The following is a 23,515-nucleotide window of genomic DNA, read 5'->3' on the forward strand; positions in this document are numbered from 1 at the left end:
AGCATGACACACATGACCACGAACGCTGACATCGTAAAGATGATCAAGGACGAAGACATCGAATATGTCGATATCCGTTTCACCGACCCACGCGGCAAGCTGCAGCACGTCACCGTCATCAATGACGAAGTAGACGAAGACTTTCTTGACGGTGGCTTCATGTTCGATGGGTCGTCCATCGCGGGTTGGAAATCGATCGACGAATCCGACATGAAACTGATGCCCGATCCCAACTCGGCCTACATCGACCCCTTCTATGCAGAAAAAACACTCTGCCTGCACTGCTCGATCGTAGAGCCCGACACAGGCGAGGCATACGCCCGTGACCCACGCGGCACAGCCGAAAAAGCCGAAGCCTATCTGATCTCGTCTGGTATCGGCGATCAGTCGTTCTTTGGCCCAGAAGCTGAATTCTTCCTGTTCGATGACGTGCGGTTCTCGGTTGAGATGAACAAAGTGTCCTACCAGATCGACGCGCAAGACGCATCCTGGAACAGCGATACAGAATACGAAATGGGCAACATGGGCCACCGTCCCGGCATCAAAGGCGGTTACTTCCCTGTTAACCCAATCGATGATGCGCAAGACATCCGCGGCGAAATGCTGTCGACCATGAAGCGCATGGGCATGAAAGTGGACAAGCACCACCACGAAGTGGCATCGTGTCAGCACGAGCTTGGCCTGATCTTTGGTTCGCTGACCAAGCAAGCCGATGAGCTGCAGAAATACAAATACGTCATCCACAACGTGGCCCACGCCTACGGCAAATCGGCAACCTTTATGCCCAAGCCCATCGCAGGCGACAACGGCACAGGCATGCACGTGAACATGTCGATCTGGAAAGACGGCAAGCCGCTTTTTGCTGGCGACAAATACGCCGATCTGAGCCAAGAGGCGCTGTATTTCATAGGTGGTATCCTCAAGCACGCCAAAGCGTTGAACGCGTTCACCAACCCGTCGACAAACAGCTACAAGCGTTTGATCCCAGGCTTTGAAGCTCCTGTTCTGCGGGCCTACTCGGCGCGTAACCGCTCGGGTTGTGTGCGTATTCCATGGGCAGAATCGCCCAAGGCCAAGCGCGTCGAAGCGCGTTTCCCTGATCCCGCAGCTAACCCATACCTGTGCTTTGCAGCCCTGCTGATGGCTGGCCTTGACGGCATCAAGAACAAGATCGATCCGGGTGCGGCCTCTGACAAAGACCTCTACGACCTGCCACCAGAAGAGCTGGCTGGCATCCCAACGGTCTGCGGCAGCCTGCGCGAAGCACTCGAAGCATTGGAAGAAGATCACGAATTCCTGCTGGCTGGCGATGTGTTCACCAAAGACCAGATCGACGGTTACGTTGAGCTGAAAATGGAAGAGCTGATCCAGTACGAGCACACACCACACCCTGTGGAATTCAAACTCTACTACAGCTGCTAATCAGCGCACAATTATAGAAAAGGGCGTTCTTCGGAGCGCCCTTTTTGTTTTGCTGTTGTCCCTGCCCCCAAATGCCCCTGCATAAGATTGTTGCGGATAAAGAAACAAAACAATTCCACATTTTGACCCAAATTGTTCCCAATTCGCCCTCTAATCAGGGATCATCGAATAGTATGAGGTTCAAAATGACACAGCTAAATATCAACCAACCCGTTGTTCCGCGCCGCGTGGCGCCCAAACCCACACGGTTGCAAACCATTTCGCTGCGCAAACGCGGCAATGGCGGCTGGTCAGAAATCCGTTTTCGCCTCGGCACACCGCGCGCTGCCAAACCCTCAATGGAACAGCGCCTGCGGCATCAAATGATCTGTAGCCCCTGCTAGTCTCAAAGGTTTCATCTCCCCCTAGACTGTCACCCGCGGTGTGCATCCCTTGTGCATCGCGGGTTTTTTTATCCGATAAGCTGGCAATAATCCGCGCGGTATTGGATTAACCCTTCGGTAAAGGCCTGCGCTTTCTCAACCACATCAGGGCCTTGCATCCAAATCATCAGGCCGTTCTTGTCTTGGTAAACATAGTCCTCTACGCCCTCGCGCGGGCTGGTCTGATACGGGGCCACCGGGGCGCGCGACATCGGGATTTCATGGCGAAACATCCATCCCGCAGAGGCGCGTAAAAAGATGCGCACACTTGGGTCCATCGGCAGCTGACCATCCGCAACAAACTGTTTTTCAATCAAAAACCGGTTCTGTGTTGTCCCGAAGCTTTCAGCCGGATCAAGCCCTCGCAAATCAATGCGCCATGACGACCAAAGCTGAAACCCGTGTGTTTTGTAAGGCTTCCAGACAAAGGTGGTCATTATGCAGCCGTCGATTTCAACGGCATGCCGTTTTGCAGGGGCCTCGTTGCGCCCTGCCGCCTCAATCTGCGCGGCCATAGCGGCACGCCTGTTGTCGGCCAGCGCTGACGTGGCCAGAAGCATACAAAGACCAATGCTCACAAATCGTCTCATACGGGCACCACCTTGGTCCGAATTGAAAACACCACTGCGCGCGTTTCAGGCAACCGCAAGATAACCTGACGCTCGGATCGCAAAAACCGCGCCTTACAATCAGGCATGCGGCGGGGTTGGCTGACCGAACGGGGCTGAAACAACGCAGGATCTTCATACCACAAAACATTGGCCCGCCACAAAGGGCGCCCGACCTGCACCCCGTCAAACAACCGCTCGACACGCTGCGCAACGGGCGCATAGCTTTCGACGGGGGCGTGAATATCTGTCATTGGCTTGCCCATTTTTTCCTTTAACTGCCAGCTGGCAGGAAAGCACACCAGTGCAGCCGCCAAAACATGCTGTGCACCCTGTTTCACCAAAATGCAAAAATCCTCTTGCGCCAGCAGCGCTAAAGACGCCAGTGGCGCGGCATCATTTACATCAGCGTCATGCCCTACCGCATTGATAACAAGGCTTTTCAACTCATCTACGGCGCTAGATCCCAGATCGGTTTGCGCGGCCACATCACCAAAGTGGTCCCGTATCAGACGCGCGCGCTCGGTCATCTGAACCGCATAATCATCGCCCCTTATCAGCCAAGGAAGGTCGCCCAAAGGCTGCACACCAGGCAGCGGCCTTTGCGCAGCAGCGATCCACGGGATCTGGTTTTGATATGTCAAAAGCGACATCTGCTGTCGCGCCCTTCCCGTCTTATTGCGGCATCGTCCTGTCGGAAACCAACATGACTTGCGCTGCTTACCCACTCACCTTGAGTGATAAAAGCATATGGAACCACAAAGATGAACCAGCATTACCGTGACACGCGCAAGATTGACCCAAGCTGCGGGGCAACGTTGGGGGACAACACACCTAACGACAACGAACGCATCGAAATTGGACCAACCCAACTGGCCTTTTCAGAATGGGAAGCCGCGGGTCTTCAACTGCCTGATCTACAAGCCATGCGCGCCTTTCGTCACAAGCGACTGACGCAACATATCGTCGATCGCGGTTATGGTGGATTGTTGATGTTCGACCCGCTCAACATTCGTTATGCGACAGACAGCACGAACATGCAGCTATGGAACACACATAATCCGTTCCGCGCGGTCCTACTGTGCGCGGATGGCTATATGGTGATATGGGACTACAAGAATTCGCCGTTCCTAAGTGAATTCAATCCGCTGGTGAAAGAACAACGCAGCGGTGCATCCATGTTCTATTTTTCAAATGGAAACAAAGGCTTGCAGGCCGCTTCTGATTTCGCTGACCAAATCAAGGATGTGATGCGCGATCATGCGGGCACGAACATGCGTTTGGCGGTTGATAAGATTATGGTCGACGGATTGCGCGCTTTGGAGGCGCGCGGCTTTGAAGTGATGGAAGGCGAAGAGGTTACCGAACACGCCCGATCGATCAAGGGACCTGACGAAATTCTGGCCATGCGCTGTGCCAATCATTCGTGCGAAACGGCCGTCAAAGCGATGGAGGATTTCGCGCGTGCCAATGCGGGCAATGGCACGTGTAGCGAAGATGACATATGGGCCGTTCTGCACGCCGAAAACATCAAACGAGGTGGTGAATGGATTGAAACGCGCCTTTTGGCGTCGGGTCCGCGGACAAATCCATGGTTTCAGGAATGCGGCCCACGCATCACGCAAAAAAACGAAGTAATCAGCTTTGATACCGATCTGATTGGGTCTTACGGGATTTGTATCGATATGAGCCGCTCTTGGTGGATTGGCCCCGATAAGCCCCGCCCTGACATGATCGAAGCGATGAAGCACGGGGTCGAACATATACAGACCAACATGCAAATGCTGCGCCCGGGGGTGAATATTCAGGATTTGTCGCGCAACACTCATGTTTTGCACGACAAATACCAGGCATTAAAATATGGCTGCCTGATGCATGGGGTCGGACTTTGCGATGAATGGCCGCTGGTGGCCTATCCCGATAAAATGGTCGAAGGGGCGTTTGATCACGAACTGGAAGCGGGAATGGTGATTTGTGTAGAGGCGCTCGTTGGTGAAGTGGGCGGTGATTTTTCGATCAAATTGGAAGATCAGGTACTGATTACCGAAAACGGGTTCGAAAACCTGACGACCTACCCATTTGACCCTGACCTGATGGGCGAAACCTGACCCCATTTTGCCTACGCGAATAAACGGCTGGTCATGGGCCGCGGCCCTCTTTACGATCACGGCTAACCAGTTTTCCGTGGAGGGTTAACCATGCTTAAGCCAATCTTTACTGCTCTGATAATATCTGTGGCCCCCGTTGCGGCCCATGCTGCTGCATGTGGCAACACCAGCTCTGGCTATGGCGCATGGAAAGCTGCATTCGCCGCTGAAGCCCAAAAGGCAGGTGTAGGCGCGCGTGGCTTGCAGGCTTTGGCCAACACCACATACTCAACAGGGACGATCAAGGCGGACCGCAATCAAAAATCGTTTAAGTTGACGTTTGAGCGGTTCTGGCAAGTGCGCGGTGGCGATACCATCGTGGCCCAAGGGCGCAAACGCAAAGCCCGCAACGCCGACTTCTACGCAGCACTTGAGCGCAAATACGGTGTGCCCGCGGGCGTCATCATTGCCATTCACGGGATGGAAACAGGGTTTGGCGGGTTTATGGGCGACACCAATGTTGTCAGCGCAATTAACACCTTAACCTATGATTGCCGCCGTTCGGATTTCTTCCGCCCCCACGCCATTGCTGCGCTGAAAATGGTCGACAAGGGGATCATAAGTGCCTCGGCAATCGGGGCCAAACATGGCGAGTTGGGGCATACGCAGTTTTTGCCCGGCAATGCGCTCAAATACGGTGTGGACGGAAATGGAGATGGGCGCATTGATCTGACCAACCAAGCGGATGCTCTGGCAAGCACAGCGAATTTTCTGGCAGGCAAAGGGTGGCGCAAGGGCAAAGGCTATCAAGAAGGCGAGCCGAATTTCAAAGTTATTCAGGCTTGGAATGCCGCGGGTGTTTATCAAAAAGCGATCGCCATCATGGGCAAACGGATTGACGGATAAACCTCCGCACCTCTGGGATTAATTAACCTTAACAAAGGGTTAAGTTAACCTTTTGTCCCCGCGGGGACAGGCGCGCACAGAGATATCTTCGTGCGCATGAAGTGTTGCAAGGCCTCACCATCGCGTGACAGCTTTGTCACGATCCTTGCGCACAAGCGGGGCCTGCCCGATGTAGAGGGCAACAACAAAGGCCCTGTCACATGACCACTGAACGCATCACATTCGAAGGCCACTCGGGCCAAAAACTTGCCGCACGGCTGGATTTACCGGACGGCGACCACCTCGCAACGGCGCTGTTTGCCCATTGCTTTACCTGTTCCAAAGACATTCCCGCAGCTCGTCGGATCGCAGCGCGGCTGTCGGCTATGGGCATCGCGGTTTTACGGTTTGATTTCACAGGGCTCGGCCATTCCGAAGGCGAATTTGAAAACACCAATTTCACCTCGAACGTCCAAGACTTGTTGGCCGCCAGCCGCTATCTGGCGGGGCGCGACATGGCGCCGTCCCTTCTGATTGGTCATTCGCTTGGCGGTGCCGCCGTTTTGAAAGCCGCGCCCGAGATCGCCACATTGAAGGCAGTGGTCACGCTTGGCGCACCGTTTGATCCCGAACACGTGACCCATAATTTCGCAGACGCCCTGCCCGAGATTATCGAAAAAGGCATTGCACAAGTGTCCCTTGGGGGACGGCCCTTTACGATCGGCAAACAGTTTCTCGACGATGTGGCGCAGGGCGCGTTGACGCCTGCTATCTCGAACCTCAAAGCAGCCTTGCTGGTCATGCACGCACCTTTGGATGAAACGGTTAGCATCTCGAACGCGTCTGAAATCTTTTTAGCCGCCAAACACCCCAAAAGCTTCGTCACGCTGGATGACGCAGACCATTTGATCACCCGAAAAGACGATGCGGAATACGCAGCCGAAGTGATCAGCGCGTGGGTAAAAAGATACCTCAACCTGCGCCCGCCTGCCCCACCCATCGGTGTGCCAGAAGGCATCACGCGCGTGTCAGAGGCTGATCCCAAGGGCTTTTTGCAGGACGTTCAAAGCGGGCCAAAACATCATGTGCGCGCCGATGAACCGATGGCCTACGGCGGAACCGATCTGGGCATGTCGCCCTACGGATTTCTGGCAGCAGGTCTTGGGGCCTGCACCTCTATGACGATCCGCATGTATGCGCGTCGCAAAGGCTGGCCGCTGGATCATATTTTTGTCGATGTGACCCATGACAAAATGCACGCCCAGGATTCAGAAACGGCCACAGGGGTGCGGATTGACAACTTCCGCCGCGAAATCCACCTGCACGGCGATCTGAGCGCTGAACAGCGCCAAAGGTTGCTTGAGATTGCAGATAAGTGCCCCGTTCACAAGACGCTGGAACACAGCAGTCGGATCGAGACCGTACTGGCCTGATGTGACAATCGCTACCAGACGCCAAACATGACGCCGCCGCTCTCTTGCATAAAAAAAGGTGCCACGAATGGCACCTTTTGTTCGCATATCGAAGTGGTTTAGCCGCGGGCTTTGCCGACCAGCTTCCACAGGGAGGGGATCAACAGGGCTGCCAGTGCCAGCTTCATCAGGTCACCGATGACATAAGGTGTCAGGCCCCATTCCATTGTCTGCGCCCAACCGCTTGTGAACTGGTGCAACCACAAAACGCCAGGCACGTAGATCAGCGCGTTTGCCACCAAAAGCGCGCCGCCCATGCCTTCGATCGAACGGTCAAGACCGCGGCGGGCCGCGTAGCCCAGATAGAGCGTTGCAGCAACATAGCCCAACAGGTAGCCGCCAGTGCCGCCCATCATGTAGCTGATGCCGTTTGCTTCAGCCGACGAGGATGCGAACACGTCAAAGCCAAGCGCGCCGATGATCATATAGCCCATGATTGTCGCCAGACCCAGACGGGGCCCGTATGTTACGCCGATGGTCAGGACAGCAAATGTGCCAAGTGTGATTGGCACAGGCGACGGGAACATCGGGATTTTGATTTTTGCGGCGATGGCCAGAGCGGCGATGCCAAGAACCACGAGAATGGCTTGTTTGATGCGCAGGCTTGTGCCTTCGGTCGGGCCAAAGGCCTCGGTCAACGCTTTGTCGTTCAGAGCAATGCTCATGGGTCGGTCTCCACATTTGGTTATCTTGCCTCCGTTTAACCAAGCGAAAAGCCGATACGCAAGCGCTAAGCGCTAACGGCGGGTGTAGCGCGTTGTCATCTTATACCCCTTTTTGGGCCCACTGACCTGCCAGACGGCGCTCCATTCGGTGGCAGATGTGAAGGTGTAGGTGACGTTATAATCATCGGGCGCACAGTGATGATGCGCCCTGCCCCCACCTGCGGGGATGTGATGAAAGAAGCGACCATCCTCAAAATAAACCGATAGATCCGGGCCAAAGCGGTAGCGCCGCTCAAATGTCAGCGGGGCCAGCCCGTCCATGTGCATCTGGCCCGTTTCGTAATAGGCCAGCCCGCCATCATCGGGTGTGAAGGTCGCGGTGCCTTGGGCCTGCATGGTCTGGCCGTTGTCGTGTATCACCTCACGGTCAATCGCCCACCTGCCTGCAAAATCGGTCAATGCAATCACCGCGGCGGATACCCTTCGGTATAGCTGCCATCTGGTGCGATAAAGCGCACGCCGCCGCTCTCGAAATCGCCCTGAATGGTGTAGCAGTCCCATTGATCGCCGGGGGGCCACTGGCTGCAATACTGATCGCCCCGCACCTCCCAAGTGCCCCACGACTCTTGGCCCGCATTAAAAAGCGTGCGCCCCGAGCTGTAGAACACCTGCGCGCCGCCCGTCGTGTAGGTCAGTTGACGATCGTTGAGCATATATTTGATTTCATCGCCCGTAAAGGTTTGCCAGTGGCCACCGACATGGGCCAAGGCAGGCCCGCAAACAAAGGCTGCGATCAGGGCAAGGTGTCTCATTTCGGGCGCGCTCTCTTGTTCATAGTCACCACGCAGTTTAAGAGGCCGCAACCGCAGACGAAAGGCCCAAAGCTCATGATTCCTCGCTATTCCCGCCCCGAAATGGTCGCTATCTGGTCGCCGCAGACCAAGTTCAAAATCTGGTACGAGATCGAGGCCCACGCCTGTGATGCCATGGCTGATCTTGGCGTGATCCCGCGCGAGAACGCGCAAGCCGTTTGGAAAGCCAAAGATGTGGAATTCGATGTCGACCGCATCGACGAGATTGAAGCCGTGACCAAGCATGACGTGATCGCATTTCTGACCCATCTGGCCGAGCATGTGGGATCAGAGGAAGCGCGTTTCGTCCATCAGGGGATGACAAGTTCGGATGTGTTGGACACCTGTTTCAACGTCCAGCTTGTGCGGGCCTCCGATATCTTGATCAAGGATATGGAAGGGTTGCTGGCCGCGTTGAAGCGCCGCGCGATCGAGCACAAAGACACCGTGCGCGTCGGGCGCAGCCACGGCATCCACGCCGAGCCTACGACAATGGGGCTGACATTTGCACGGTTCTACGCGGAAATGGACCGCAACCTCGCCCGCCTGAAAGTGGCCCGCGACGAGATTGCGACGGGTGCCATCAGCGGTGCGGTCGGCACATTTGCCAATATCGATCCGCGCGTCGAAGAGCATGTCTGTGCGCAGCTTGGTCTAAACCCAGAGCCGATCAGCACCCAAGTGATTCCCCGCGACCGTCACGCCGCTTTCTTTGCAACTCTTGGCGTTGTGGCCAGCAGCATTGAAAACGTCGCCACCGAAATCCGTCACATGCAACGCACCGAAGTTCTGGAAGGTGCGGAGTTTTTCAGCATGGGCCAAAAGGGCTCAAGCGCGATGCCGCATAAGAAAAACCCCGTGCTGACCGAAAACCTGACAGGTCTGGCCCGCGTGGTGCGCATGGCGGTTGTGCCTGCGATGGAGAACGTGGCGCTCTGGCACGAGCGCGATATCTCGCACAGCTCGGTTGAACGCAACATCGGCCCTGACACCACGATTACGCTGGATTTCGCCTTGGCCCGCCTGACCAGCGTTATCGATAAGATGCTGATCTTCCCCGACAATATGCTGGACAACATGAACAAGTTCCCCGGTTTGGTGATGAGCCAGCGGGTTCTGCTGGCCTTGACCCAAGCGGGTGTCAGCCGCGAAGACGCCTACACAATGGTGCAACGCAATGCGCTGAAGGTCTGGGAACATCGCACGGATTTCCGCGAGGAGCTGCTGGCTGACGCAGATGTGGTCCAAGCGCTTGGCGTCGATGCGATCAATGAAAAATTCGACATGGGCTATCACACCAAGCACGTCGATACGATTTTCAAGCGGGTGTTCGGCTAAGAAGAGTGTTCAAGAACACTCTTCGGGCGCAGGATTTTTTCAGAAAAATCCTCTGACCGTGGTGGCCGTTTGGACATATTCAAAACCCGTGCTACCTTACCTCTACGTAATAAAGGAGAGCCAACATGAAGATGAAGACGATCCTTGCCGCCCTCGCCTTGGCCGTTGTGCCCACCTTCGGGTTTGCGATGGGATGCAGTGATGGGCACACGGCCCAGATGTCGTGTGCGGAAGGGACAAGTTGGGATGCCGACCAAGGCGCATGTGTGCCGTCGACAACCAGCTAACCACACTGGGAATGCGAAGTGAAAAAGGCATTGGCTGAACATAAGCCAGTGCCTTTTTCTTGTCTGCACCCTTGGTTTATCGCAGACCAGACTACTTTATCGGCATACAGGAAAAGGAATTCATCATGCGCTTCGCCCTTCTGACTGCCGCCGCTTTGATCGGCCCGACTGTCCTTTTTGCCGCCGGCGGCGAAACATCCACACCACCGACACAAACCAATACAACAACCGAATGTGCCACAGGCACTGTGTGGAACGCGGATACGCAAAGCTGTGAAGAGATCAAAGAAAGCAGCCTGAGCCCTGATGCCCTTTATGAAAACGCACGCGAATTGGCCTATCATGGCCGTTTTGCAGATGCGCGTGCCGCCCTTGAAGCCATGGATGAGGCCGACAGCGATCGCGTGTTGACCTATATGGGGTTCACCGCCCGCAAAGAAGGGCGGATGGAGGATGCGATGACGTTCTATAAGCAGGCATTGTCGATCAACCCCGATAACCTTGCAGCGCGGTCCTATATGGGTCAGGCCTTTGTGGAAACCGGCGCTGTTGAACTGGCCGCAGCTCAACTGACCGAAATCCGCACAAGAGGCGGCCGCGGCAGTTGGCCAGAGGTATCTTTGCGGTTGGCCATCGAAAACGGTCAGGGGTTTGCGTACTGATCGTTAAAGTTCGATCTTTAGCAGCTTCTTCATAATTTCGTGCGATACCCACCTTTGGATGGGACTTTAAGGGCACGGGATGACACAGCTGGTTGCCGACACTGCTACGCGTATTGCCCCTGCGGTTTCTGGGCCGCAGGCTTTGACCTCGCGCGAAAAGGCAGCCGTGGTGGTGCGGTTCTTGTTGGCCGAAGGTGTGGATCTCTCGCTTGATAAGCTGGATGCGCACAGCCAGGCACAACTGATGCAACAGATGGCACAGATGTCTCATGTCGATCGCAGCACTGTTGCCGCTGTGGTCGAGGAATTCCTAAACGCGTTGGACCGCATCGGCGTATCCTTTCAGGGCGGGATCATGGGCGCCTTGGAGGTTTTGGGCGGCAAGATTGACCCCGCCCTTGCCGAACAGATGAAGCGTGATGCCAGCGGTGGTGACACGGCCGACCCGTGGGAGCGTTTGACGACGTTGGATCCCGAAGTGCTTTTGCCGCTTGTGGAATGCGAAAGCATTGAGGTTGCAGCCGTTATCCTGTCCAAGCTCAGCGTTGCCCGCGCGGCGGAATTGCTTGGCAAGATGGCAGGGTCGCGCGCGCGCAAGATCACCTTTGCCATGTCGCTGACAAAAACCGTATCCCCGCAATCGGTGGCCATCATTGGCCAAGCCCTCATCGATCAGATCGACAATACACCTGAAACGGCGTTTGACGATGACCCGATCGAGCGTATGGGCGCGATCCTGAATTTCAGCCAGGCGCGCACCCGCGACGATGTCTTGGTGGGGTTGGACGAAGAGGACAAGGACCTGGCCGAACAGGTCCGCAAGTCCATCTTTACCTTCGAAAATATCCCCGCGCGCCTGACCGACCGCGACGTGCCAAAAGTGACCAAAGATGTGGCAGCAGATGTTTTGGCGGTGGCCCTGCAAGCCGCGATGCAAAGCAATATGGAGGGGCCTGCAAACTTCATTTTGGACAATATGTCAAAACGCCTGTCCCAAGGTATCCGTGACGAGATGGCCGAACTTGGGAATATCAAAGAGGATGCCGGCGAGGCCGCGATGGGCGAGGTTGTCGCGGCCATACGCGCGTTAGAGTCCACAGGCGAAATCGTATTGCGGGTTGAGCAGGACACGCCAAACTGACTTGCGGGACAGCGTCGGCTCGCCTACGCTTTTCACCGTGAGCAAGGTGAAAGGCACACCATGAAGCGTTGGCACGATATGGGTGGCGATGAAGCGGGCACAATCGATATAGCGCAGCACGATTTTGCGCTGTGGGAAAAGCGCGTGGATGCGCTGATGGTGCTGTGTTCCAGCAAAGGATTGTTTACCGTCGACGGCCTGCGCCGCGTGCTGGAAGATATGGGGCCGGATGCGTTTGAAACGATGAGCTATTACGAACGCTGGATCGCATCTGTGAACCAGAACTTGCTGGAAGCGGGCAGCTATAGCGTGGCGGAACTGGCAGCAAAAATGGAACAGGTCGCGCGGCGTGGGGCAGACTATGCCACGGCCGCCGCGCCAGAGCGCACATCATGATCTATGTCCGCGTCAAAACATGGGCGCCCCCCGGACATGTGCGCACCCCTGCCTACCTGCGCGGCAAAACGGGTGTGATCGAACGTAGCCTTGGCCCATTTGGCAACCCCGAAGAGCTGGCCTACGGGCATGATGGCACCCCTACCCTGTTGCGGCGTGTGCGCTTTACGATGTCCGAGGTTTGGGGGCCAGATTGCGAAGCGGCCAGCGATACCATCGAAGCAGAGATCTATGAGCATTGGTTAGAGCCTGCGCCAACCCCAAGGACACGCCACCATGCCACATGACCACCCCCACGATAATGGGGTGTCCGCATCAGGACACCCGTATCGAACAGACAATGACGGCGCGCTAAGCTACTGGCAATGCATGGAAATTGCCGTTCGGGAATTGCTTGTCGAAAAAGGTGTGACAACGTCATCTGAGATTGCCAGACAGATCGAGGCGATGGATGCGCGGTCCCCAAGCGATGGCGCCAAAGTGGTGGCACGTGCCTGGACAGACCCCGATTTTCGGCGCGACTTGCTGGCGGACGCATCAGAGGCGACGCGCAAGATGGGCTTTGACATCGGCCCGATGAAATTAATCGCGGTTGAAAACACCCCACAGCTGCACAACATCATCGTGTGCACCCTGTGCAGTTGCTATCCGCGCAATTTGCTTGGGCTGCCGCCCGATTGGTATAAAACCCGCGCTTACCGCAGTCGCACGGTCCGTGAACCGCGCAGTGTTCTGGCCGAGTTCGGTGTCCTCCTGCCGCCTGATGTGGAGGTGCGTGTGCATGATAGCACCGCCGATATGCGCTATATCGTGATCCCTGCCCGCCCCGAGGGCACAGAGCATATGGATGCAGACGCGTTGGCCGCATTGGTCACCCGCGACAGCATGATCGGAACAGGCCTTCCCTTGGACGCCGCGGCGTTTTAAACGCTCGCCATGGCTACAAGCACACCCCAACACCGCGGCACCCTAAGCGAATGGCTGATTGACCGTGTTTTGCGTGGATTGATCGGTGGTTTGCGATTGATCCCGTTCAAGCAGCGCGTGCGTTTGATGGGCTGGATTGTATCGGGGGGCATCGCGCGGGTGGCCGGGTATCGCAAGCGCGCGGAACGCAACATTGCGCTGGTCTATCCCGACATGTCTGCGGCCAGGCGTAGATCATTGGCCAAGGCAGCCTGTAATAACGCAGGGCGCACCATTATTGAAAACTACTCGGGCAATGATCTGGAGCGACATATCACAGGCGCCCAGATCGAAGGCGAAGGTTTGGCCGCGTTACAGGCGGCCCAAGCCGAAGGCCGCCCGGTTTTGTTGATGACGGGCCATTTTGGTAATCATGAGGTGCCGCGGATCTTGTTGCATAAACAAGGGTTTAACATTGGCGGGTTGTATCGCCCGATGCGAAATCCGTTTTTTAACGAGCATTATGTAAAAACAATGACAGATGTCAGCGGACCCGTGTTTGAGCAAGGTCCGCGTGGCACGCGCGGGTTTGTCAAACACCTGCGTGCGGGCGGTGCGTTGGTATTGCTGTTCGATATTTTTGACTATGAAGGTGCCGAGCTGCAATTTATGGGGCAGCCGACACTTACCGCGACCACGGCAGGCGAATTGAAACAGAAGTTCGATGCGGTGGTTATCCCGTTTTTCGGTATCCGCCAAGCGGATGGTCATAGCTTTCGGGTCGTTCTGGAACGCCCTGTTGACGGCGATACGCCAGAGCAAGTTATGCAGGCGCTTTCACACCGGTTGGAAGCCCGCGTGCAAGACGACCCCGCGCAATGGTTCTGGATTCACAGGCGCTGGAAAAATATCATATAATCAATAAATTGTAGCGCGAAGTTAACGCAGCCGTGCAGCACCAAGCACAGCGCCGCTCTCTGATTTTTGCACCAGCACGACGATGGGCATGTCCCCGTCGACATCGGCTTGAAGTGTCAGATCGGCTTGGCCGTCCCATGTCTCAAGCACATGCCATTCGCGCACGATATTTGCGTATTCAAACGTCTTACCACGGTTTTCACCGCGTTTGATATCCACGGTTTCAGACGGTTGATAACGCACCAAATGAACCACCATATCCTGCGGGGCATCCGTGCGGGCGGCGATGTTAAGCGCTGCCCCGTCGCGGTCGATCGAGACCGATACGACCTCTTGCAATTCCGAATGTTTGCGCAGCATTTCGGCCACTTTCATCGGTTTGTAGCCTACCACGTGATCACTACCGCCAATCACCATCTGCGGTGTATAGATTGAGCGCGAGCCCGCGGCACGGGCATAGCCCTTTTGTCGTTCGGTAAAGGCGGGGTTGGCAAAGACATCTTTCCAACCGATGTAGTCCCAGTAATCGACATGCAGTGCCAGCGCGATCACATCGTCGCGGTCCGCAAGCTCATGCAACAATTTGTCCGCAGGCGGGCAGCTGGAACAGCCCTGCGAGGTAAACAGTTCCAGCACCACAGGATGATCATCCGCCAAAGCCGCGAGTGGGAAAAGAGCCAGAGCAAAGGCGAGGGTAAGAGCGCGCATATCGGTTTCCAAATCTGTGTTGCCTCATAGATAGGCCATCAAGGACCAGGCTGCCAATCAAGGTTTTGCGAGGCTTTTCGGCCTTTTGTTACAATCGCGCATAAAAAATGTGTGCAACGGTATACAAAAGTGACGCAGGGCCACCATTTGCCATTGATCGTAGGGGCAAAGCAGGGCTACACCGCCCCCAAGATATTCATTTTTCTACATGTAGCCATCTGAAAGGACCGCCATGACCATCGTCGTAGGACAAGATAGCGCCCAAACCCGCAAAACGCTGAAAGTCGGAGATCAGGAGATCGCCTATTATTCGATCCCCGCAGCCCAAGCGGCCGGTCTGGGTGATTTCAGCAAACTTCCAGCTGCCCTGAAGGTGGTGCTGGAAAACATGCTGCGGTTTGAAGATGGCAAAACGGTGACTGTGGATGACATCAAAGCCTTCGCCGAGTGGGGCGCCAAAGGCGGCAAGAACCCCCGCGAAATCGCCTACCGCCCTGCCCGCGTTTTGATGCAGGACTTCACAGGCGTGCCTGCCGTGGTGGATCTGGCTGCGATGCGCGATGGTCTGGTGGCTTTGGGCGGTGACCCTGAAAAGATCAACCCGCTGAACCCTGTTGATCTGGTCATTGACCACTCTGTTATGATCGACGAATTCGGCAACCCGCGCGCGTTCCAGATGAACGTCGACCGCGAATATGAACGCAACATGGAACGCTACACCTTCCTCAAGTGGGGCCAAAAGGCATTTGACAACTTCCGCGTTGTGCCCCCCGGAACGGGCATCTGTCACCAGGTGAACCTTGAGTATCTGGCCCAAACCGTTTGGACCGACGTAGATCAGAACGGCGCGAATGTGGCCTACCCTGATACGCTTGTGGGCACGGACAGCCACACCACCATGGTGAACGGCGCTGCAGTGCTTGGTTGGGGTGTTGGCGGGATTGAAGCCGAAGCCGCAATGCTTGGCCAGCCGATTTCCATGCTGATCCCCGAGGTTGTGGGCTTTGAACTGACAGGCGAAATGATGGAAGGCACCACAGGCACCGACCTTGTGCTGAAGGTTGTCGAGATGCTGCGCGAAAAAGGCGTTGTGGGCAAATTCGTCGAATTTTACGGCGCCGGTCTGGACAAACTTCCACTGGCCGACCGTGCCACAATCGCCAACATGGCACCCGAATACGGCGCAACATGTGGCTTCTTCCCGATCGATAACGAAACCCTGCGCTACCTGAAAACCACAGGCCGCGAGATGGACCGCATTGCACTGGTCGAAGCCTACGCCAAGGAAAATGGCTTCTGGCGCGGCGACGATTACGCACCTGTCTACACCGACACGCTGCACCTAGATATGGGCACGATCGTTCCCGCGATTTCGGGTCCAAAGCGTCCGCAGGATTACGTTGCCCTGACCGAAGGCCAGACCGCATTCCGCCGCGAAATGGAAGAAACCTTCAAACGCCCCATGGGCAAAGAAGTGGCTGTCGCTGGTGAAGACTACACTATGGAAAGCGGCAAGGTCGTGATCGCCTCGATCACATCATGCACCAACACATCCAACCCTTACGTCATGATCGGCGCGGGCCTTGTTGCGCGCAAAGCGGCCGCCTTGGGAATGGACCGCAAGCCATGGGTCAAGACATCTCTGGCACCGGGCTCGCAAGTTGTGTCGGCCTACCTTGAAGCCGCTGGCTTGCAAGACGATCTGGACAAAATCGGGTTCAACCTTGTCGGCTACGGCTGCACAACCTGTATCGGCAACTCGGGCCCCATCCAAAAAGAGCTGTCAGACGCAATCGCCGAGGGCGATCTGGTCGCAACCTCCGTTCTGTCGGGCAACCGTAACTTTGAAGGGCGGATTTCACCCGACGTGCGCGCCAACTATCTGGCCTCGCCGCCCCTTGTTGTGGCCTATGCGCTGGCAGGTACGCTCGACATTAACTTGGCCACAGATGCCATCGGTCAGGACAAAGACGGCAACGATGTCTTCCTCAAAGACATCTGGCCCACCAGCCAGGAAGTCGCCGAACTGGTTGAACAGACCGTGACTCGCGATGCGTTCCTTGAGAAATACGCCGACGTCTTCAAAGGCGACGAAAAATGGCAAAGCGTTGAGACCACGGAAGAAAAAACCTACGACTGGCCGCCGACATCGACCTACGTGCAAAACCCGCCGTATTTCCAGGGTATCACGATGGACACCAAGAAGATCGAAAACATCGAAGGCGCCAAAGTGCTGGCTGTTCTGGGCGATATGATCACAACTGACCACATCAGCCCCGCAGGTTCGTTCAAAGACACAACACCTGCAGGTCAGTATCTGATGGACCGTCAGGTGCCTGTGCGTGAATTCAACTCTTACGGGTCGCGCCGCGGCAACCACGAGGTGATGATGCGCGGCACCTTCGCCAACATCCGCATCAAAAACGAGATGCTGGACGGCGTTGAAGGTGGCTACACAAAAGGTCCCGACGGACAGCAAACTTCGATCTTCGATGCCGCCATGGCATACCAGGAACAGGGCACACCGCTGGTCATCTTCGGTGGTGAACAATACGGCGCAGGCTCGTCGCGTGACTGGGCGGCCAAAGGTACAGCGCTTCTGGGCGTCAAAGCCGTGATCGCAGAAAGCTTTGAGCGGATCCACCGCTCGAACCTCGTTGGCATGGGCGTTATCCCCTTTGAGTTCACGGGCGGCGACACACGTAAATCGCTTGGTCTGACAGGCGATGAAACCGTAGCAATCCACGGCCTGGACACCATCCAACCCCTTCAAGAGGTTCCAGCCACGATCACCATGGCCGATGGCAGCACCAAACAGATCACTCTGAAGTGCCGCATCGATACAATGATCGAGATTGAATACATCGAAAACGGCGGCGTGCTGCATTACGTGCTGCGCAATCTGGCCAAAGCGGCCTAAAGCGCCTCACCACGAAACGACAAAGGGCGCTCCTTAACCAGAGCGCCCTTTTTCATGTCTTCATTGTTGTCCAAATACCTCGGGGTCTGGGGCAGCGCCCCAGTCGGCCTTCAGCAAAACGCGCCGAACTTCTCTTCCAGATACCCCAATAGTGGCGCCTCACTCACCTCTCCGGCAGCCCGCACGATGAGAGCCTCAGGCTCAAAAAGCCCGCCGTACGTTTGCACATTGCGCCGCAACCACCCCGTCGCGCCGCTCGTGTTGCCTTTGGCAAGCTGCGCATCCAGATCAGCCACATCGCGGCGCAAGGCCTGATACAGACACCCCGCATAGACATTTCCAAGCGTGTAGGTCGCAAAATACCCAAATAGGCCAACGGGCCAATGTACGTCTTGCAGCACGCCATTGCTAACGCGGTCCACGTCGTAACCGAAATCGGCCTTGAAGCGATCGTTCCACGCAGCTTCCAGATCAGCCACCTGCAAATCCCCTGCAATCAGGGCACGCTCCAGATCAAAACGCAGCATGACATGCAGATTATACTGCACCTCATCGGCCTCTGTGCGGATGAACCCGTTTTGCACACGATTAACGGTGCGATAGAAGGCCTCTTCATCAGCGACGCCAAAATCGCCGAACGTGTCGCGCATTTGTCCAAACAGCCAGCCCGTGAAGGCGCGGCTGCGGCCAAGCTGGTTTTCGTAAATGCGGCTTTGGCTTTCGTGCACACCCATTGACGCCCCGGACCCCACAGGGGTCATCAAATAGGCGCGGTCGATGTTTTGCTCGTAACAGGCGTGGCCGACCTCATGGATGGTCGAATAAAAACAGTTAAACGGATCCTGTGGTGCCGTGCGGGTTGTAATCCGCACGTCCAATCCCGACCCGCTGGAAAACGGATGCACCGCCTTGTCGATCCGCCCATGTGTCAGATCATAGCCAAAGGTCTGGGCCAATAAAGTGGACACCTGCAATTGCTTGGCCTCGTCAAACAGGCCCGTCAGCGCGGGGGGCTGCGCACTGGCCAACACGCGGTCGCGCAACTCAACCAGCTTCGGGCGCATCGCATCAAACATGCCGCTCAGTCTTTGGGCGTTTGCACCGGGCTCGTAGTCTTGCAACATCGCGTCATAGACATCGCCACCATCAGCCAGTGCCGCCCCCTCCTCGCGCTTCAATCGCACCACATTTTCAAAGGTTTGCACAAAAGACTTAAAGTCATCATTGGCGCGGGCTTCCGCCCAGATGCCTTGGCTTTGCGATGTTACGCGCGCAATTTCGCTGGCCAGATCGGCAGGCACTTTCACCGCCCGCTCATAGCCGCGGCGCACAAGGCGCATTTGGGCCGCTTCCACCTCATCAGCAGGTGTTACATTTTCAAGCCATGCGCCCAGTCGCGGATCAGTCGATCGCGCATGCAACACAGCCGCCATAGCCGCTGATTCCTCGCCACGTTGCGGCGCAGCTCCGCGCGGCATCATGGTTTCCTGATCCCAACCCAAGCGGCCAGCCACCTGCCCCAGTGCGGTTGTTTCGCGCACATAGGCCATCATTTCGCTATATGACATGTCTTATCCCCTGATGGATTGAGCCAGCGGATAGCCCGCCAGGAACCGCGCGCGCAGGATCGACACCCACAGAACCACGGCAAAGAATTGATGGGTGATCGCTAAATACCAAGGCGCCGAATTCATCACCGTGACGATGCCCAAAACCATCTGCAAAACCATCACCGCAAAGACCAGATTGAAGGCAAACCGCGTCTGACCATTGGGGGATTTGCGCGCGCGCAGCCAGACCACCAGACCGAAGGCAAACAATAGATAGCCCGCGATCCGGTGCATGAATTGCACCAATCCGTCGTCTTCGAAAAAGTTGCGCCACCACGGCTCTAACGCGAACAGATCGGGCGGCAAAAAGCCCCCTGCCATCAGCGGCCAATCGGTGTAATTGCGGCCCGCATCAATGCCCGCAACCAACGCGCCAATCAGAATTTGCAGGAACGCGAAATGCATCAGCCCTGTGCCCATGGACCACAGTTTGGCGTCCTTTTGGCGCCGCGCCTGCATCAAATCCGCCTCTTTGCGGCCAAGCTGGAAAACATACCACGCCAGCACCCCGAGGATCACAAAGGCAAGCCCCAGATGCGTCGCCAAACGGTAGCTGGCCACATCCAACATGCCCGCCTGCAGACCGCTTGAGACCATCCACCAGCCAATCGCGCCCTGCAGCCCACCAAGGGCGCCGACAAACACCAGCTTGCCTGTCCAGCCTGTGGGGATCTTGCGCGTGCCAAGAAAGAACAGAAATCCAAGCGCCCAAACCAGCCCGATGAAGCGGCCCAACTGTCTGTGCCCCCATTCCCACCAATAGATGACCTTGAACTCCGCCATACTCATCCCGCGGTTTTGTTCAATGTATTCAGGGATTTGGCGGTAAAGGTCGAACTCGGCCTCCCATTCGGCGGCGCTGAGCGGCGGGATCGCGCCCTTGATCGGCTCCCAGACGGTGATGCTGAGACCACTGTCGGTCAGCCGTGTCAGCCCGCCCACTGCGATCATGACAACCACCAAGGCAAACAGTACCATCAGCCAAATGCGGATGGCCCCGCGCGCACCGCGTTTGGCGGCGTCGATCACACCTGTTGTGGGGGCCGCGGCCACCTTCTGATCAGTGCCAACCTCTTCAAAAATGGAGCGTTTTTGTGCCATGTCTCACCTCTTCTGGGCGCAGCCTATTGCGGCGCGTCTTTCAGCGCAATTAGCTCTTGTCGTTCTCTTTCCACCAGACAAGCTGTCGCATCATACCGTGCAACATCTGAACATCTGCGCGGGTTAGTGGCATGCGGCTCCACATGTTGCGCAGGTTCAACTTCATGTTTTCGGCCTTCTCAACCGGGTAGAAAAAGCCAGCAGTCTCCATCCGGCTTTCGATATGATCGGCCAGTTTTTCGACCTCAATCTGCGGCGCCCAGTCGGTTTTGACCATCTCATGGGTCTCGTGGGTCACCTCTGCCATTTGGCGGCGCCATTCATAAGCGGTCAGAAGCACACATTGCCCAAGGTTCAGGCTTGGGAAATCGGGGTTTACGGGCACGGTGATTGTGGCGTTGGCCCGCGCGATATCCTCGTTTTCAAGGCCCGATGCTTCGGGGCCGAACATCACGCCCACGCGCTGGCCTGCCGCGATTTTTTCCGCGGCAATTTGCATGGCGCGTTCGGGCGAATAGATCGGTTTGGTCAATCCGCGGTGGCGCGCAGTGGTTGCAAAAATGTAGTCGCAATCCCCCAAAGCCTCTGGCAGCCCTGTGTGCAAGCCTGCCTCGTCCAGCAAGCGCCCTGCGCCACTGGCCATCGCCACGGCTTTTTGATTGGGCCAGCCGTCGCGGGGATCAACGATGCGCATGCGGTCGAGGCCGAAGTTCCACATGGCGCGGGCCGCCGCGCCGATGTTTTCGCCCATCTGTGGGCGCACAAGGATAAAGGTGGGTTGCGGATCTGGTGTCATGCCTTTCACTTACAACCTCTTGGCGGCGGCGCAAGCCCTTGATAGAGAGACAGAAATCAAGATGAACGCAGGCCACCCAATGACAGATGCTACAGCAGACGAACAGATCATCCCGCAGGTCTATCTGACTTCGCCCCCTCAGGTCGAATTATCAAGCTTTGCCAATGTGTTGGCAGACGTTCTTGATGCGGTTCCTGTCGCCTGTTTCCGCCTTGCCCTGTCAGGCACCGATGAAGACCATATCGCGCGCGTAGCGGATGCCACCCGCGAGATATGCCACGCACGCGACGTTGCGATTGTGATCGAAAAGCATTTGATGATGGTCGAACGGCTTGGGCTGGACGGCGTGCATTTGACCGATGGGGCCCGCAGCATCCGATATGCCCGCAAGGAATTGGGCGATGATGCGATTGTTGGCACGTTTTGCGGCACGTCGCGGCATGACGGGATGAGCGCAGGAGAGGCCAGCGCAGACTATGCGGGGTTTGGTCCTGTTGGTCAGACGCCTTTGGGCGATGGCAGCGTGGCAGAGACAGAGCTGTTTCAATGGTGGTCCGAGATGATTGAGGTGCCATGCATTGCAGAAGGCGCGCTGGATCTGCCCCTTGTGCGCCAGCTTGCGCCCTACTCTGATTTCTTTGGTCTGGGTGATGAAATCTGGGCCAGCGATGATCCCGTTGCAACGCTCAAGGCATTTCACGCGGCGATGGTCTGATCGGTCAAATAGCTGTCCAGACCTGCACGCACCTGTGCCTCGGCGGCCGCCGCCAATGCTTTGCGATCGGCAAAGTCACCGACTTTGAGCGCGGGGTGATACACCACATCAACCGATCCCTGGCGATGTGCCGCCAAAGTGGACAACAGGTGCGGCGCGAAATCCATATCCCCCCACCAGCCGTAAAACCGCGGCTCGGCGCCTTTGGGGGCGTGGTAGATGACCGAAACGGGCTGTATCCACATCTCTTCGCGCAAGGCATCCTCAAAAAACGCGGCAAATAGGGTCGGCTTGAAGGTCAAAACACGTTTGCCATCGGTGCTTGTGCCCTCGGGGAAAAACAAAAGACGGTGGCCCGCCTTCAGACGGTCTTCGAACATCTGCTTTTGGATGCGTGCCTGACGTGGGTCGCGCGCGATAAAGACCGTGCCTGTGGCCCGCGCCAGCCAACCGATGCCGGGCCATTTGGCGACCTCGGCTTTGCTCACGAAATAGATGCGCTTGCTGGCGTTCAGAGTAAAAATATCCAGCCAGCTTGAATGATTGGCAACAATCGCGCCCTTGTGGGGCATGACCTCGCCGATCACACGCCGTTTGATCCCCAAAATGACAAAGGCCGCACGGCACACAAATTGCGTAATGAAAGGTGTCACAGGCCGTGCCTGCCCGAAAACCGGACGTTCGATCAACCGCACCAGCAACAAAAGGGCAAGACAGCTGAAGGTCACCAGCCCAAGGATGCCCCCGCGCCATGCCACGCGCACAAGGGCCATCGCTGTCATAGGCGGCAAGGGCGGCATATCATCGGGGTTCCACGCAGGCTTGCTCATGTCCCGCGCCCGCGTGCGAACAGGGCGGCCTGCTTGTCGTTCACCTTGGCCGCATCAAGGATAAGGCACACATCGGTTGTATTGAAATCACGGTCGATAAACGCACCGTCCCCCACATAGCCGCCAAGCCGCAGATAGGCTTTGATAAGCTGTGGTGTCTCAAGCATGGCGCGTTTGCGATCAACATCTTCGCGCGCCAAAAGCGCCAAGGGCTGCGCGTGCGCGCCCGGTAGAACGCGGGTGCGTAGATCACTGGGCGCAAGATGGGTGTGATGCAGGTTGCTTAACGGATGGGCCAAGGCTTGGGCATCTGTTCCGTGAAAACTGGCGACGCCAAACAATACATCAATCTGGTGATCGGCAATATAGTCGGCCAAAGCAGCCCACAAGTGCAGCATGGCCGTCCCGCCGCGGTAATCGGGGTGCAAACACGACCGGCCAAGTTCAAGCAGGCGCCGACCACTTTGTTTGAGAGGCGATAGATCAAACTCCCCTTCGGAATAAAACCGCCCTGCCCGTGCGGCCTGATCACTGCGTAACAGACGATAGACCCCTACGACCCGTTCAACATCACCTGCCCGATCAATCAGCAAAAGATGATCGTAAAACGGATCAAACGCATCTTTTTCGAGGCCCTCTGCATGATCCACCAAAGGACCATCCGCCCCAAGCTCTTTGACAAACACCTGATACCGCAAGGTTTGGGCCGCGCGAAGATCCGCCTCGTTCTGGGCCAAGCGCGTGAGAAAGTCTGGGGTGTCGGGCATAACGTGCA

26 protein-coding genes are annotated in these 23,515 nt (G+C 56.6%); 15 read left to right on the forward strand and 11 right to left on the reverse strand.

Translation table 11 applies throughout. The annotated features are described in order from the left end of the window. Positions 1-12 precede the first annotated feature (12 nt). Both glnA and L1065_RS01330 read left to right on the forward strand, forming a co-directional pair. Positions 13-1,422: a type I glutamate--ammonia ligase gene (gene glnA, locus L1065_RS01325; RefSeq protein ID WP_237093643.1), complete on the forward strand. Its 1,410-nt coding sequence runs from the start codon at positions 13-15 to the stop codon at positions 1,420-1,422. A 185-nt stretch (positions 1,423-1,607) separates the two neighbouring features. Further along, the gene (locus tag L1065_RS01330) at positions 1,608-1,805 is read left to right on the forward strand and encodes a hypothetical protein (protein WP_237093644.1); all 198 of its coding nucleotides are present in this window, start codon (positions 1,608-1,610) and stop codon (positions 1,803-1,805) included. A gap of 68 nt (positions 1,806-1,873) precedes the next feature. Here the strand turns inward: L1065_RS01330 and L1065_RS01335 are convergent, their stop codons facing one another. Next, positions 1,874-2,434 (reverse strand): hypothetical protein, encoded by a 561-nt coding sequence (locus L1065_RS01335; protein ID WP_237093645.1) that lies wholly within the window; start codon positions 2,432-2,434, stop codon positions 1,874-1,876. Next, positions 2,431-3,105, reverse strand: a complete 675-nt coding sequence (locus L1065_RS01340; RefSeq protein ID WP_237093646.1) for a DUF3445 domain-containing protein — start codon at positions 3,103-3,105, stop codon at positions 2,431-2,433. The genes L1065_RS01335 and L1065_RS01340 overlap by 4 nt, the downstream gene beginning before the upstream one ends. Positions 3,106-3,216: 111 nt before the next feature. Between L1065_RS01340 and dddP the strand changes: the two genes are divergently transcribed. From dddP to L1065_RS01355, 3 genes are all read left to right on the forward strand, one after another. Next, entirely contained in the window at positions 3,217-4,560 is a 1,344-nt protein-coding gene (dddP, locus tag L1065_RS01345; protein WP_237093647.1) for a dimethylsulfonioproprionate lyase DddP, read from the forward strand. Between the two features lie 90 nt (positions 4,561-4,650). Then, positions 4,651-5,445: a lytic transglycosylase domain-containing protein gene (locus L1065_RS01350; protein WP_237093648.1), complete on the forward strand. Its 795-nt coding sequence runs from the start codon at positions 4,651-4,653 to the stop codon at positions 5,443-5,445. A gap of 200 nt (positions 5,446-5,645) precedes the next feature. After that, positions 5,646-6,857 carry a bifunctional alpha/beta hydrolase/OsmC family protein gene (locus L1065_RS01355; protein WP_237093649.1) on the forward strand — a complete coding sequence of 404 codons (1,212 nt, stop codon included), beginning with the start codon at positions 5,646-5,648 and terminating at the stop codon, positions 6,855-6,857. 98 nt (positions 6,858-6,955) lie between these two features. On the opposite strand, the gene L1065_RS01360 is transcribed toward L1065_RS01355, so the two are convergent. The 3 genes from L1065_RS01360 to L1065_RS01370 form a co-directional block, all read right to left on the reverse strand. Next, positions 6,956-7,561, reverse strand: a complete 606-nt coding sequence (locus tag L1065_RS01360; RefSeq protein WP_237093650.1) for a biotin transporter BioY — start codon at positions 7,559-7,561, stop codon at positions 6,956-6,958. 72 nt (positions 7,562-7,633) lie between these two features. Further along, positions 7,634-8,020, reverse strand: coding sequence for a DUF6314 family protein (locus L1065_RS01365; protein ID WP_237093651.1), 387 nt, complete (start codon positions 8,018-8,020; stop codon positions 7,634-7,636). A gap of 5 nt (positions 8,021-8,025) precedes the next feature. Continuing rightward, positions 8,026-8,373: a hypothetical protein gene (locus tag L1065_RS01370; protein ID WP_237093652.1), complete on the reverse strand. Its 348-nt coding sequence runs from the start codon at positions 8,371-8,373 to the stop codon at positions 8,026-8,028. Between the two features lie 75 nt (positions 8,374-8,448). Here L1065_RS01370 and purB point away from each other — a divergent pair, with 75 nt between their 5' ends. The 8 genes from purB (at position 8,449) to L1065_RS01405 (ending at position 14,060) form a co-directional block, all read left to right on the forward strand. After that, positions 8,449-9,750, forward strand: coding sequence for an adenylosuccinate lyase (purB, locus tag L1065_RS01375; protein ID WP_237093653.1), 1,302 nt, complete (start codon positions 8,449-8,451; stop codon positions 9,748-9,750). A gap of 125 nt (positions 9,751-9,875) precedes the next feature. Next, entirely contained in the window at positions 9,876-10,037 is a 162-nt protein-coding gene (locus L1065_RS01380; protein ID WP_237093654.1) for a carbohydrate-binding module family 14 protein, read from the forward strand. Between the two features lie 125 nt (positions 10,038-10,162). Continuing rightward, entirely contained in the window at positions 10,163-10,699 is a 537-nt protein-coding gene (locus L1065_RS01385; protein ID WP_237093655.1) for a tetratricopeptide repeat protein, read from the forward strand. A 79-nt stretch (positions 10,700-10,778) separates the two neighbouring features. Further along, the gene (locus L1065_RS01390; RefSeq protein WP_237093656.1) at positions 10,779-11,840 is read left to right on the forward strand and encodes a FliG C-terminal domain-containing protein; all 1,062 of its coding nucleotides are present in this window, start codon (positions 10,779-10,781) and stop codon (positions 11,838-11,840) included. A 60-nt stretch (positions 11,841-11,900) separates the two neighbouring features. Continuing rightward, positions 11,901-12,236, forward strand: coding sequence for an SH3-like domain-containing protein (locus L1065_RS15795; RefSeq protein WP_255765964.1), 336 nt, complete (start codon positions 11,901-11,903; stop codon positions 12,234-12,236). Further along, positions 12,233-12,523 (forward strand): SH3-like domain-containing protein, encoded by a 291-nt coding sequence (locus L1065_RS15800; RefSeq protein WP_255765967.1) that lies wholly within the window; start codon positions 12,233-12,235, stop codon positions 12,521-12,523. Before L1065_RS15795 ends, L1065_RS15800 begins: the two co-directional genes overlap by 4 nt. After that, entirely contained in the window at positions 12,513-13,163 is a 651-nt protein-coding gene (gene nthA, locus L1065_RS01400; RefSeq protein ID WP_237093657.1) for a nitrile hydratase subunit alpha, read from the forward strand. The genes L1065_RS15800 and nthA overlap by 11 nt, the downstream gene beginning before the upstream one ends. A gap of 9 nt (positions 13,164-13,172) precedes the next feature. After that, positions 13,173-14,060, forward strand: a complete 888-nt coding sequence (locus L1065_RS01405) for a lysophospholipid acyltransferase family protein (protein WP_237093658.1) — start codon at positions 13,173-13,175, stop codon at positions 14,058-14,060. Between the two features lie 21 nt (positions 14,061-14,081). Here the strand turns inward: L1065_RS01405 and L1065_RS01410 are convergent, their stop codons facing one another. Further along, the gene (locus L1065_RS01410) at positions 14,082-14,768 is read right to left on the reverse strand and encodes a thioredoxin family protein (protein ID WP_237093659.1); all 687 of its coding nucleotides are present in this window, start codon (positions 14,766-14,768) and stop codon (positions 14,082-14,084) included. A 232-nt stretch (positions 14,769-15,000) separates the two neighbouring features. On the opposite strand from L1065_RS01410, the gene acnA reads away from it, so the two are divergent. Continuing rightward, on the forward strand, positions 15,001-17,688 hold the full coding sequence (acnA, locus tag L1065_RS01415; protein WP_237093660.1) for an aconitate hydratase AcnA: 2,688 nt from the start codon (positions 15,001-15,003) through the stop codon (positions 17,686-17,688). Between the two features lie 110 nt (positions 17,689-17,798). Here the strand turns inward: acnA and L1065_RS01420 are convergent, their stop codons facing one another. From L1065_RS01420 to L1065_RS01430, 3 genes are read right to left on the reverse strand one after another with little or no spacing between them, the layout of a single operon-like run. After that, the gene (locus L1065_RS01420; RefSeq protein ID WP_237093661.1) at positions 17,799-19,256 is read right to left on the reverse strand and encodes a carboxypeptidase M32; all 1,458 of its coding nucleotides are present in this window, start codon (positions 19,254-19,256) and stop codon (positions 17,799-17,801) included. Positions 19,257-19,259: 3 nt separating this feature from the next. Continuing rightward, a complete protein-coding gene (ctaA, locus tag L1065_RS01425) occupies positions 19,260-20,399 on the reverse strand; it encodes a heme A synthase (RefSeq protein WP_237093662.1) in 1,140 nt (379 codons plus the stop codon). Between the two features lie 49 nt (positions 20,400-20,448). Beyond that, on the reverse strand, positions 20,449-21,195 hold the full coding sequence (locus tag L1065_RS01430) for an RNA methyltransferase (protein WP_237093663.1): 747 nt from the start codon (positions 21,193-21,195) through the stop codon (positions 20,449-20,451). A gap of 79 nt (positions 21,196-21,274) precedes the next feature. Here L1065_RS01430 and L1065_RS01435 point away from each other — a divergent pair, with 79 nt between their 5' ends. Next, the gene (locus tag L1065_RS01435) at positions 21,275-21,910 is read left to right on the forward strand and encodes a thiamine phosphate synthase (RefSeq protein WP_237094516.1); all 636 of its coding nucleotides are present in this window, start codon (positions 21,275-21,277) and stop codon (positions 21,908-21,910) included. Here the strand turns inward: L1065_RS01435 and L1065_RS01440 are convergent. Both L1065_RS01440 and L1065_RS01445 read right to left on the reverse strand, forming a co-directional pair. Further along, a complete protein-coding gene (locus L1065_RS01440; protein WP_237093664.1) occupies positions 21,892-22,740 on the reverse strand; it encodes a 1-acyl-sn-glycerol-3-phosphate acyltransferase in 849 nt (282 codons plus the stop codon). The genes L1065_RS01435 and L1065_RS01440 overlap by 19 nt on opposite strands. Continuing rightward, positions 22,737-23,507: a GNAT family N-acetyltransferase gene (locus tag L1065_RS01445; protein ID WP_237093665.1), complete on the reverse strand. Its 771-nt coding sequence runs from the start codon at positions 23,505-23,507 to the stop codon at positions 22,737-22,739. Before L1065_RS01445 ends, L1065_RS01440 begins: the two co-directional genes overlap by 4 nt. Positions 23,508-23,515 lie beyond the last annotated feature (8 nt).

This window comes from Nereida sp. MMG025 (assembly GCF_021654165.1).
Taxonomy (GTDB): Bacteria; Pseudomonadota; Alphaproteobacteria; order Rhodobacterales; family Rhodobacteraceae; genus Nereida.